This window comes from Muriicola sp. Z0-33, assembly GCF_026126425.1.
Taxonomy (GTDB): Bacteria; Bacteroidota; Bacteroidia; order Flavobacteriales; family Flavobacteriaceae; genus JAFMPW01.
Window position 1 is genome coordinate 199,138 of the sequence record NZ_JAFMPW010000005.1, and the last position, 12,199, is coordinate 211,336.

7 protein-coding genes are annotated in these 12,199 nt (G+C 40.8%); 3 read left to right on the forward strand and 4 right to left on the reverse strand.

Annotation, left to right across the window (positions count from 1 at the left end; translation table 11 throughout):
* Positions 1-30: 30 nt before the first annotated feature.
* Positions 31-2,322, reverse strand: a complete 2,292-nt coding sequence (locus J1G40_RS09410) for a TonB-dependent receptor (RefSeq protein ID WP_265242375.1) — start codon at positions 2,320-2,322, stop codon at positions 31-33.
* Positions 2,323-2,415: 93 nt separating this feature from the next.
* Here J1G40_RS09410 and J1G40_RS09415 point away from each other — a divergent pair, with 93 nt between their 5' ends.
* Both J1G40_RS09415 and J1G40_RS09420 read left to right on the forward strand, forming a co-directional pair.
* The gene (locus tag J1G40_RS09415; protein ID WP_265242376.1) at positions 2,416-3,075 is read left to right on the forward strand and encodes a metal-dependent transcriptional regulator; all 660 of its coding nucleotides are present in this window, start codon (positions 2,416-2,418) and stop codon (positions 3,073-3,075) included.
* An 18-nt stretch (positions 3,076-3,093) separates the two neighbouring features.
* The gene (locus J1G40_RS09420; RefSeq protein WP_265242377.1) at positions 3,094-3,915 is read left to right on the forward strand and encodes a ZIP family metal transporter; all 822 of its coding nucleotides are present in this window, start codon (positions 3,094-3,096) and stop codon (positions 3,913-3,915) included.
* A gap of 12 nt (positions 3,916-3,927) precedes the next feature.
* On the opposite strand, the gene J1G40_RS09425 is transcribed toward J1G40_RS09420, so the two are convergent.
* From J1G40_RS09425 to J1G40_RS09435, 3 genes are all read right to left on the reverse strand, one after another.
* Positions 3,928-5,058: an efflux RND transporter periplasmic adaptor subunit gene (locus J1G40_RS09425; protein ID WP_265242378.1), complete on the reverse strand. Its 1,131-nt coding sequence runs from the start codon at positions 5,056-5,058 to the stop codon at positions 3,928-3,930.
* A gap of 2 nt (positions 5,059-5,060) precedes the next feature.
* A complete protein-coding gene (locus J1G40_RS09430; protein ID WP_265242379.1) occupies positions 5,061-9,392 on the reverse strand; it encodes a CusA/CzcA family heavy metal efflux RND transporter in 4,332 nt (1,443 codons plus the stop codon).
* Between the two features lie 74 nt (positions 9,393-9,466).
* Positions 9,467-9,961 carry a hypothetical protein gene (locus J1G40_RS09435; RefSeq protein ID WP_265242380.1) on the reverse strand — a complete coding sequence of 165 codons (495 nt, stop codon included), beginning with the start codon at positions 9,959-9,961 and terminating at the stop codon, positions 9,467-9,469.
* A gap of 198 nt (positions 9,962-10,159) precedes the next feature.
* Between J1G40_RS09435 and J1G40_RS09440 the strand changes: the two genes are divergently transcribed.
* Positions 10,160-12,196, forward strand: a complete 2,037-nt coding sequence (locus J1G40_RS09440) for a S9 family peptidase (protein WP_265242381.1) — start codon at positions 10,160-10,162, stop codon at positions 12,194-12,196.
* Positions 12,197-12,199 lie beyond the last annotated feature (3 nt).

Sequence of the window (12,199 nt, forward strand, 5' to 3'; positions counted from 1 at the left end):
AATACACATTCAAACTGAGGCGGCTTCACCTTAATTGAGGACATATCTAAGACCAAAAAATCCTCTAATACCCTGGTTGGGTCCATATACATAAGATGGATCAAAAGTCAGCGCATAGGGATTGTCTGCTGTAGCAACAACGTCACCACTGGAGTTAAATTGAACATTTTGATCAAAGGGATCATCCGATCTGGCAATGATAAAGGGGTTGCCGTTATTAGGTGTCCAGTTTAGCAGGTTTTTAACGCCTCCGTAAACCTCAAAATTCTCAAGGCCTTTGTAAGTAAATTGAATGTTCTGAATACTCCATGTAGGAGAGTACTCCTGTCTGGGGTCTAGTTCACCCAATAGAGGTAACCTCATAGGACCATATAAATTTCCAGTATAGTCCACGCTTAAATCTATAGACCGGAAATCATAAGACAGGTTCCAGGTAGCGGAAAAACTTTCTGTGAGTATTTGTTTACTGCGTATGCCTTCTTCCGTGTTGCTTACATCCTGAAAAGTAGCACCCACCAGAAGTTTAAGACCATTGGGGAATACAAAATCCAGATTGGCACTCAGGCCCTGGGAGACAGCGACACCATTTAGATTATCATAAAGGATTTGGTTGGGGTCACTATCATAGTCCGGAATTATAATATTATTGAAATGGGTATAGAATGCCGAAGCATCTAAATTTATAAAGGTGCCATTGTCTGCATATATTTTCTTCATATAATTGACATTCACATTCACAGACCTTTCGGGTTTCAGGGCTTCGGCAATGACAACATCTCTGGCCCCCGTCAGGGCAGCATGCTCTTCAGTAAAAAGATTTACTACTCGGAAACCGGTCCCGGCATTTAATCTTAAAATATCATGATCCGTAAATTTCCACTTATAAGCCATTCTTGGGGTATAAATATTGCCGTGCCTGGAATCGTAATCGTATCGCATACCTAAAAGCAGTGAGTGTTTTTTTGCCAATCGAATCTCATCCTGAACAAACAAACTTGGGATCACCACCTCGTCTGCCTTATTATTTCCAAGGAAGGAAGTGGCAGTTGTATTATCATCATAGTAATTGTATCTAAGTGCTGTTCCAAATAACAGGTCATGAGATGCTAATGGTTTGTCCCAGACGAGTTGTGCAAACCCAATACGTTGATCCGCCAGGTAGCTTATATCACCATAAACCGAATTCTGGTTGTGATCATTATAAGAAAAAGTGAATAACATCTTTTCTTTCAAGGGTAACTGATATTTCCCGAGAACTTCCCATCTCCGGGTATAAATACTTTCCCCATATATCTCATTTCCTCCCCGGTATTGGGGAGTCCATTGTAATTCTCCTCCCCAGCGGTCTTCGTAGAAAAATCTTCCGGCAAGGGAGAATATTCGGGAATTTGAACGTTTAAAGTTCCATTTTTGAAATAATGATATACGATCCTGAAGGGTTACATCGGTAAAGTTATCCTCATTGTTATCAATTGGGGTATCATAGTTAAAGTAGTTTATTCCCAGGAGCACATCTGTTGATTTACCTATTTGGAATTTTGTGCCGATGTCCAGATTATATTCTCCCCAGCCTGTTGCAAATGCATCGACAACAAAATCTGGTGCTTCAATAGGGAATTTTGTAATTATATTGATCAGGCCTCCTACTGCTTCACTACCGTATAAACTTGAGGCTGGTCCTTTTACGATCTCAATATGTTTTATCAGAGAATTAGGGATTCCCGAGAGTCCGTATACGGTGCCAAGCCCACTGACTATAGGCATGCCATCTATAAGAACAAGGGTGTACGGGCCTTCCAGCCCGTTGATATGAATATCTCCGGTATTGCAAACGTTGCAATTTATTTGGGGCCGCACACCATTCACATTTTGAAGGGCTTCAAAAATATTGGAAGTTGGATTCTTTTTTAAAAAAGTCGGGCTATACACTTCTACCGGTACCGGGCTTTCCAATCTGTTCACTGGCTTCAGGGTTCCGGTCACAACGGTTTCATCAAGTTGTTCGGGCAGTATTTTGAGTTCAATATCCAATCTTAGCTGTTGGTTGGCAGTCAGGGATATAGATTTTGTATAGGGGTAATAACCTAAGACAGTTGCCGTAATTTTATAGTTGCCCGGGGGGATATTGCTAAGTTTATAAATACCTGCTTCATCTGAAGCCGTACCCAACTGAGTTCCTTTTAAGAGGATATTGACATAGGGTACAACACTATCTTCGGCGTTGACACTTCCAAGAACTTCTGCATTTTGGCTATTTACTCCAAAAAGGCTGAATAAGCATATGAAAAACAACAATCTGACCTTAGTATAAGGATGCGCCATAATTAATATTTAATCTTGTAGAAATAAATATTTAGACAAAACTAAAAAATAGTTTTCATAAATATAATATATATTTGTTAAAAATCTTAATTCGTGACGCGTTCGGAAGAGAATTATTTGAAGGCAATTTATCATTTGGGGAGCAGCCAGAACAAGGCTGTAGCCACTAATGCAATAGCCCGGCAGATGGACACCAAACCTTCCTCTGTTACGGATATGATTAAGAGGTTATCAGAAAAAGGACTGGTGAATTATAGAAAATACCAGGGCGTAACATTAACTCAGAATGGGCGAAATGCTGCCCTCGGTATCATAAGAAAGCATAGGTTATGGGAAGTTTTTCTTGTGGAAAAATTAAATTTTTCCTGGGATGAGGTGCATGAAATGGCAGAGCAATTAGAACACATAAAAAGTGAGCAGTTAATAGATAGGCTGGATGAACATCTTGGGTTTCCGAAATTCGACCCGCATGGAGACCCTATTCCTTCTAAGAGCGGAGTCTTTAAGAAATCAAATAAAAGATTGCTGACCGAAGTACCACTGGATACTGAAGGAATATGTGTTGGTGTAAAGGATTCCTCAGCCGCCTTTTTAAAATTTTTGGATAAAAATAATATTGCACTAGGAGACAAAATAGTAGTTAGAGAAAGGGAGGAGTTTGATGGTTCTCTCTTTATAGAAATTGATGAAAATAAAATGCATATCTCTAATCAGATTGCCTCTAACTTGTATATACAGTTAGAAGTTTTATAAAATTATTCGGCATTTAAAATGGAACAGTTTATTAATTATTTTGAATCTATTAACCCAATTTTGGCCGCTTTTTATGCCACGCTGTTTACCTGGGGGTTAACTGCGGCTGGTGCTGCACTGGTATTTCTATTTAAAACAATGAACAGGGCAGTTTTAGATGGAATGCTGGGGTTCACGGGTGGAGTAATGGTTGCTGCCAGTTTCTGGAGCCTTCTGGCGCCCGGAATTGAAATGAGCGAAGGGGAAGGTTTTGTAAAAGTAATTCCTGCCGCAGTTGGATTCCTCCTGGGAGCGGCCTTTATTTTTGCCCTGGATAAAATTCTTCCTCACCTGCACATTAACTTTAAAGAGAGTGAAAAAGAAGGAATTAAAACGCCATGGCACCGAACTACTTTGCTTACCCTCGCCATAACATTGCACAACATTCCCGAAGGGTTAGCTGTTGGGGTGTTATTTGGTGGGGTAGCCGCAGGCTTTGAAGGAGCTAGCATTGGTGGGGCAGTAGCCCTGGCATTGGGGATTGGTTTGCAGAACTTTCCTGAAGGATTTGCTGTGGCCATGCCTCTACGCCGTCAGGGACTAAGCCGTTATAAAAGTTTTCTATACGGACAGGCATCAGCTGCTGTGGAACCCATTGCTGCCGTTCTTGGTGCGTGGGCAGTTCTGACATTTCAACCTATTTTACCATACGCATTGTCATTTGCTGCAGGGGCAATGATATTTGTAGTAGTTGAAGAGGTAATCCCCGAGACCCAGCAAGATAAGTATACAGATATAGCCACTATGGGCTTCATTGGCGGATTTATTATTATGATGGCTTTGGACGTCGGTTTGGGATAATTGCGCAGGTCATCATTCTGTGATAAGATAGAATGCGCCCTTGACTAAAAATTTATCCGAAGGTTCAAATACATCAGCACTAAGAATCCCGGTATAGCCTGAGTAATTACCCTGGGGTAGTACTTCCACCTGTTCCAAAATATAACTGTCTTCAGTTTCCTCCATTAGTCGCAAAGCATAAAATGCCTCATCTACAGATACCACTGCTTCAGAAGGCAAGGCACTAAAATCTTTTTTATCCGTAATAATGTTTGCTTCTACGAACATACCCGTCAGGAAATTTTTTTCACTACCGTTGTTCAGATGTCCATGAACCTTAATACTTCGGTTATCACCAATAGAGGTTCCTATTAAATGCACTTCTGCATCAAATATTTCTTCAGAGGCTTCAGGAATTCTAAATTGGATGGGCTGCTCCTTTTTAATTTTCATAATGTCTTTTTCAAAAACAGAAAGTTCTAAATGAATATGACTGTTGTCTATAATCTCCATAATTGGAGATGCTGGCGAGACGTAGGATCCTTTTGATATACGCAAGTCGGTTATACTTCCATTAATCGGAGAATAAATATTAGCCGTTGCGGTTAATTTTCCCTGCTCTACCAGTTCGGGTGAAATATTGAGCATTTCCAATTGCTTTTTCAAACCATTGAATTTGGCTGTGGTCATTTTGAATTCACTTTCCGTTTTTAGAAAACTCTTCTGTGAAGAGATTTTTTCCTCGAACAACGTTCGTTGACGCTCATACTCTGACTTCAGGTAATTTAGTTGCTCTTTTGCCTCCAAATATTCTTGTTGCATTTTTACAAATTCAGGATTCTCAATCACCACTAAAACCTGGCCTTTTTTAACCAGATCTCCCACCAACCATGAGGTTTCTTTAATGTATCCACCCAATGTTGCGTTGATAATAGCTCTGTTTTCCGGGGGGACATCTATTAGACCGTTAACTTTAACCACTTCCGGAAAGGATTGTGTTTTAAGTGTACCCAGGAGCATACCACTATTCTCAAATTGCTGCTTGGAGAGTACCACCTGGCCTTTTTTAGATTGCATTTCGTCTGTAGTATTCTTTTCGCCATTGCCACAACCCGAGGATAAGAGTAAAATGGTTGAGAGAAGAAAATAAAATAACTTTTTCATAGCTAATATGTTAGGTAGTTTAAGGAGATGACCGTTTGGTTAAACCTGTTAAGGTTTTCCAGGTATTCTATTTTAATGTCATATGCATTTTCAATGCTCTGGATGTACTGAAAGAAATCTATTTCTCCGTTTCTGAAGCTAATGTTTGCCGTCTTTACTATTTCATTGGAGAGCTTAGTACCTTCCTGTTCATAGTAGTCCAGAGCTTTTTTATTTGCCGTATGTTGTGCAAGGAGTTCCTGAAGGCGGTTTCTGAGTAATTTTTCATATTCTGCCGATTGCTCAACAGCCATTTCTTTTGCTATTGTTGATGCTTTCATTCTGGAAGACTGCCCACTGAATATCAGAGGAATTTTAAGTCCAACCTGATAACCGCTTAAATTTCCACTTAGATTGGGGGCAGAACCCTGGAAATATTCAAAACCAATATCGGGCAGCAGCCGTTGCCTTTCAAGATCTCTTTTGGCTTGCTGTAGTTTAATACGATTTTCGTAGTACCCAACTTCTACCGACGTACTTACTTCCACCTGTTTTAATGGAATCTTGTTAATTGGCACCAGATGTATTGTATTGCTGCTGTCTGTTTGAACAATATTCAGGAGATTACTGTATGCAACAGTAGCATCTTGTAGTGATTTTTCCAGTTTAATCTCTACTTGCTTTTTCCTGGATTGTGCTGTAATTTTCTCCAGATAATTGGTCTCTCCCAATTCAAATCTCCTTTGTGCCATTGCCGTAAATCTTCCGTAAAGGCTATCCAATTCCCTGAATAAATTCTCTTTCTCCCGGGAGTACAGGTATTGATAATAGGCAGCAATTACTTTACGGCGCAGCGTTTTACGCTGTATTTCATAGGCCATATTCTCTATCATTAAGTTGGCCTTATTTAGTTTTTTTTCAGCAAAATATACGGTAGGGAACAAAAAGTCTTGCTGAATTCCAAATACTCGCAGGGGCTCTGCATTTAGAGCTAAGTTATTTTCATCGTAGTTATAGTAAATCTCTGTTTTGTCAAAATCAAAGGCACTGGGAACCAGGGCATCCGCATAATTTTTCTGCAATTCAGCCGCTTTTAATCCGGAATTGTTTTCTAAGGCGATAGTCAATAAATCGTCTAATGTTAAGTTCTTATCCTGAGCACTTCCAAGCTGAAAGGACAGCAAAAGCAGTACAACTGAAATAAGTTTCTTGTTAATTGGCTTTTTCAAACTAAAATATTTTGAGGTATAAAAAATAGCATATAACACCGGCAAGACTACAAGGGTTAGCAGAGTTGCGGTAATCAGGCCTCCAATTACAACGGTGGCCAGAGGTCTTTGAACCTCCGCCCCGACGCTACTGGAAATCGCCATGGGAAGGAAACCCAATGCGGCGGCTGTCGCAGTAAGTAAAACTGCGCGAAGCCGGTCTTTTGTTCCTTGCTTAATAAGGGTTTCCACATTGTCAAAATCGGCCCTTTGCAATTCTTTAAAATGCTCTATTAAAACAATTCCGTTAAGGACTGCAATCCCGAATAAGGCAATGAATCCTACCCCGGCCGAAATACTAAAGGGCATGTCTCTTATCCAAAGTAAAAGGACTCCGCCAACCGCTGAGAGGGGAATTGCAGTGTAAATGATCAGGGCTTCTTTGACAGAATTGAAGGCAAAATAAAGCAAGATGAAGATCAATAATAAGGCGATGGGTACGGCAACCATTAATCTGGATTTTGCACTTTGCAAATTTTCGAACTGTCCTCCATAGGTAATGAAATAAGCCGTAGGTAAATTAATATTGTTATTTACGAGTTCCTGAATGTCTGTGACTACAGATTGCAGGTCCCTTTCACGAACGTTGACACCAACAACAATTCGCCTCCTGGTATCATCTCTGGAAATTTTGGCTGCCCCTTTACGATAGCTAATCTCGGCAAGTTCGCTCATGGGGATTTTCCCGCCCGACGGGAGATCTACGTATAAATCTTTTAGGTTCTCTATGTCTCTGCGGTTCTTCTGATCCAGACGGACAACCAGGTCGAATCGTTTCTCTCCTTCATACACATTCCCAACGGTGCGGCCCGCAAAGCCCATAGCAACCATATTATTAAGGTCTTGAATATTGAGGCCATAACGCGCAATTTTTTCACGATTGTAAACCACACTCATTTGCGGAAGGCCAATAATCTTTTCTACGGTTATATCTGCTGCACCTTCAACCTGAGAGATCAGCGTCCTAATTTCATTTGCCTTTTTGCTAAGGATATCCAGATCTGCACCAAATATTTTAATTGCAATATCTGCCCTGACTCCGGTAATTAACTCGTTAAACCTCATTTCAATTGGTTGGGTGAACTCTACCTCCATTCCAGGGATGATAGCGAGTGCTTCTTTAAATTTTTCTGCCAGTTCGTCCTTTGTTTTAGCTGACACCCATTGCTTCTTTGGATTTAAAATAATGATGACATCACTCTCCTCCATAGACATAGGATCTGTGGGAACTTCGGCGGCTCCAATTCTGGTAACCACTTGTTTTACCTCCGGGAATTTTTCGAGAAGAATCTTTTCTATGCGGGTGGTAATCTCTACAGTTTTACTTAAGGAAGTACCGGTCTTGAGAACAGGCTGGATAACAAAATCTCCTTCATCCAGGGTAGGCACAAATTCGCTCCCCATGGATGCAAATATTAAACCGGCCATTACTAGTAATAGAACGGCCAAACCGATTACCAATTTCTTGCTTTTCAATGCCCAATGAATTATGGGATCATAAATTTTGCTAAAAAGGCGCATCAACCTCAAAGAGATATTTTTTTCGGAAACTTTCTTGGGTTTTAGAAATATCGAAGCTGCGACAGGAACGTAAGTAAAACATAAAAACATGGCCCCCAGTAGCGCGAAACTGAAAGTCAGCGCCATAGGTCTGAACATTTTTCCCTCTACCCCGCTAAGAGAGAGAATTGGGATAAACACGATAAGAATAATAAGTTGCCCAAATATGGCAGAATTCATCATTTTTGAAGCACTGTTAATTGTAATCTTATCCTTTTCAATTTGTTTGTCTTCTTTTGACAGGTCTCCAAATTTCACGCTGGTTGAAGTTATCCGAAATGCGATAAATTCTACAATAATGACGGCGCCATCTATAATGATTCCAAAATCTATAGCCCCCAAACTCATTAAGTTGGCATCAACACCAAAAAGGTACATCAAGCAAAGGGCAAATAACAGGCTAAGTGGAATAACCGATGCCACTACCAGTCCTGATCTAAAGTTTCCTAACAATAATACCACGACAAATACAACAATCAGACACCCCAGGATCAGATTTTCGGTAACGGTAAATGAAGTTTTGGCTATTAATTCGCTCCTGTCTAAAAAGGCATTTATATACACCCCTTCCGGCAGCGAAGTTGAAATTGCAGCTACACGTTCTTTTACCGCATCTATTACTTTTTTTGAATTGGCATTTTTAAGCATCATTACCTGGCCCAATACTTTCTCTCCTTCTCCGTTGCCGGTTATCGCCCCAAAACGTGTTGCGCTTCCGAAGCCTACTGTAGCAACGTCCTTGATAAGTATTGGTAAGCCATCTTTGATCCGGACTACAATGTTTTCAATATCATCGATGGTACTGACCAGGCCTTCCCCCCGGATAAAATATGCCTGATTTACCTTTTCAATATACCCCCCACCTGCGGCACTATTGTTTTTTTCCAATGCCTCAAAAACATCCCTTGCAGTAATGTCCATGGCATTTAATTTTTCTGTGGTAATAGCAACTTCATATTGTTTCAAAAAACCACCCCAGGTATTTACCTCAACCACACCGGTGATACCAGAGAGCTGTCTCTTTACTACCCAGTCCTGAATGGTCCGTAAATCCGTAGCAGAGTACTTATCCTTATAACCTGGCTTAACATCCAATACATATTGATAGATTTCTCCCAAACCAGTTGTAATGGGTCCCATGGTAGGTGTCCCAAAACCCTCAGGAATTTTTTCGGAGGCCGATTTTATTTTCTCTGCTATGAGCTGTCTGGGAAGGTAGGTGCCAAGGTTATCTTCAAAAACTATAGTAACTACAGACAGGCCGAACTTTGTTATGGAACGAATTTCTAGTACCCCCGGTAAATTGGCCATCTCCAACTCTACAGGATAGGTAATGAATTGCTCCATATCCTGTGTAGATAAATTTCTTGAAGTGGTGATTACCTGTACCTGATTATTGGTAATATCCGGAACTGCTCCGATAGTAATCCTGGATAAAGAATAAAAACCGAAGCCTACAATAAAAGCAGTAAACAGGAAAACAATGATTTTGTTCCTAATACTAAAAGTGATAATACGTGAGAGCATAATTCATAAAATAATCATGGATATGGAGTATAATCAAACATCTGATTACACCATTAAAAATTAATCTGATTATTCTATGCTTGCCTGGGGGGTTGAAAAAGTCCTTTGTCCAATAAGAAAGAATGGGAATCCTGATAATAATAATTCCCCGAGTTGCGAACAGCAAAAGTAAGATTGATGGTTGTTATATCAAGGTCGTCAATAACAAAGGCAGAAAGCACGGGTGAGTGCATCTGATGTTGAAATGGTAATTCCTCGTGATCTTTCTGTTCTTCCTGATGTTTTTGGCTATGTTCAGATTTGAGTTCCCCGTAATGCTTGGAGAGAAAAACAATAAAGTTATCCCCGTATTCTTCCGAATGGAACCGGGCATGCTCTATTAGTTCATCCATCTCAACAAATTCACCTAAACTAATGTTGAAACTTTGGACTAATATTAGCACCGACAACGATATGGATATCAGTCTGACCATATTAGCAATAGAAGTAAAGATACTATATTTTGAGTATTTTAAATAATATACAGTATCTCCTGCAAATAGTTTGTTGGGCACCATTTTCTTTGCCATTCAGGAATTGCAGCTAAATATTGAACTTACACTATTTATTCTATGCCCGGGATCTATAATTAAAACCGGAGGGTCCAGGGCGTATATCAGAATAGGTGATTTCCTTAGAAATTTGGATAGGATAGAGTCATCGAAAAACCCAGTTGCAGTTCTGACTCCTTTTAACTATGTTTCATCTATCAAAAAAACTGTATTACCATGCAACTGAAAAGATTAATTTTTACTGTTATAGTCCTGGTTCTGGTTTTTGAGTTGGATGCTCAAAAAACTTCTTTTTCCTATCTGGATGTTTATGATCTGGAGTATGTTTCGGATCCTCAGATCTCTCCGGATGGCAACTGGGTAGTTTATAGAAGAATGGGATTTGATATTATGGAAGACAAGGCCAAAGGCAATCTTTGGATCATGAAAACCGACGGCTCCATTCACCAGAAACTCACATCCCGAGAAGTGAATGAGTCTTCTCCGCGCTGGTCTCCCAATGGAGATCGGCTAAGCTTTGTGAGCGCAACAGATGAAGGATCCGAGCTTTATATTTATTGGATAAATTCCGGAAAATTTGCCAGAATTTCACAACTTCCTTTTGGTCCGGGGGCCCTAAGCTGGTCTCCCAATGGAGAGCAATTGGCCTTCGTTATGAATGTGAAAAAGAAGCCACCAGTGCTGGCGAGAATGCCAGAGAAACCTAAGGGGGCAAAATGGGCTGAACCTGCTAGAATTACAGACAGATTGTATCATGAAGCAGACGGCAGAGGGTATATTTCACCGGGATTTGATCATATATTTCTCATTGCAGCACAGGGGGGTTATGCCAGGCAGATTACTTCAGGTGACTTTCATCACAGAGGGCCATTAACCTGGTCCAGAGATGGGGAGAAAATTTATTTTTCTGCGAACAGGGCAGAGGACTGGGAATACGATTTCCGCAATAGTGAGATTTACTCCGTAGGGGTATATGATGGTAAAATAGAAGTTCTAACAACCAGATCTGGTCCGGATTCCAATCCTGCGGTATCACCTAATGGAAAGTATATCGCCTATACGGGATATGAAGATAAGGTGCAAACTTATCAATTGCGCAAACTTCATCTGATGGATATAGACGGGAACAACAAGAAGGTATTGTCTAACGCACTCGATAGAAGTATTTCGAATATTAAATGGGATACCCGAAGCGCAGGGCTGTATTTTACCTATGATGATAAGGGAAATACTAAAATAGGGTACATCACCCTAGGTGGAGCAGTGAAGAAAATGGCGGATGATTTGGGAGGCACCTCAATAGGCAGGCCTTATGCAGGTGGCTCTTACAGTGTGTCCAGAAACGGGACGCTCGCCTATACCCATGGCAGACCTGAATATCCTGCAGAACTTGCATTATTAGCCCCTGCAGCTAAAAAGGTGACACTGGCAACCCATCTCAATGCTTCCTTGCTGCAACATAGGAAACTTGGGAAGGTCGAAGAAATCTGGTACAAGTCCTCTTATGATCAGCGCGATCTTCAGGCTTGGGTAGTTTATCCTCCGGATTACGATGATTCTAAGAGCTATCCATTTCTTGTAGAGAACCATGGCGGCCCAATATCTAATTACGGGGATAGATTCTCGGCAGAAATACAATTGTATGCGGCAGCAGGCTATATTGTGTACTATCCAAATCCCAGGGGCAGCACCAGTTATGGGGAGGAGTTTGGCAATCTGCTCTATAACAATTATCCCGGAGAGGATTATATAGATGTCATGGACGGAGTAGATTTTTGTATCAGTAAAGGTATTGCAAAAGAAGATCAGCTATACGTTACCGGTGGCAGTGCCGGCGGTATAATGAGTGCATGGATGATAGGGAAAAACAATAGATTTGAGGCAGCCGTTGTGGCCAAGCCTGTGATGAATTGGATAAGTAAAACCCTTGTAGCCGACAACTATTTTGGCTATGCAAATTCTCGTTATCCCGGACAGCCCTGGGAAAATTTTGAGGGGTATTGGAAATTTTCTCCCTTATCGCTCGTTGGTAATATAGAGACGCCTACAATGGTTATGGTAGGGATGGACGATTTGAGGACCCCTCCAAGTGAGGCCAAGCAGCTCTATCACGCATTAAAACTGCGAAAAATAGAGACTGTTTTGGTAGAAATACCAGGGGCGAGTCATGGTATAGCCAACAGGCCAAGTAATTTAATTACAAAGGTAGTGCATACCGTGGCCTGGTTAAATAAATACAGTAAACGGGAATAATAA

Bases quoted from the DNA above. Each gene is read 5' to 3' on its own strand.
- J1G40_RS09410 (WP_265242375.1), bottom strand. From the start codon at position 2,322: ATGGCGCATCCTTATACTAAGGTCAGATTGTTGTTTTTCATATGCTTA.
- J1G40_RS09420 (WP_265242377.1), top strand. From the start codon at position 3,094: ATGGAACAGTTTATTAATTATTTTGAATCTATTAACCCAATTTTGGCC.
- J1G40_RS09425 (WP_265242378.1), bottom strand. From the start codon at position 5,058: ATGAAAAAGTTATTTTATTTTCTTCTCTCAACCATTTTACTCTTATCC.
- J1G40_RS09430 (WP_265242379.1), bottom strand. From the start codon at position 9,392: ATGCTCTCACGTATTATCACTTTTAGTATTAGGAACAAAATCATTGTT.
- J1G40_RS09435 (WP_265242380.1), bottom strand. From the start codon at position 9,961: ATGGCAAAGAAAATGGTGCCCAACAAACTATTTGCAGGAGATACTGTA.
- J1G40_RS09440 (WP_265242381.1), top strand. From the start codon at position 10,160: ATGCAACTGAAAAGATTAATTTTTACTGTTATAGTCCTGGTTCTGGTT.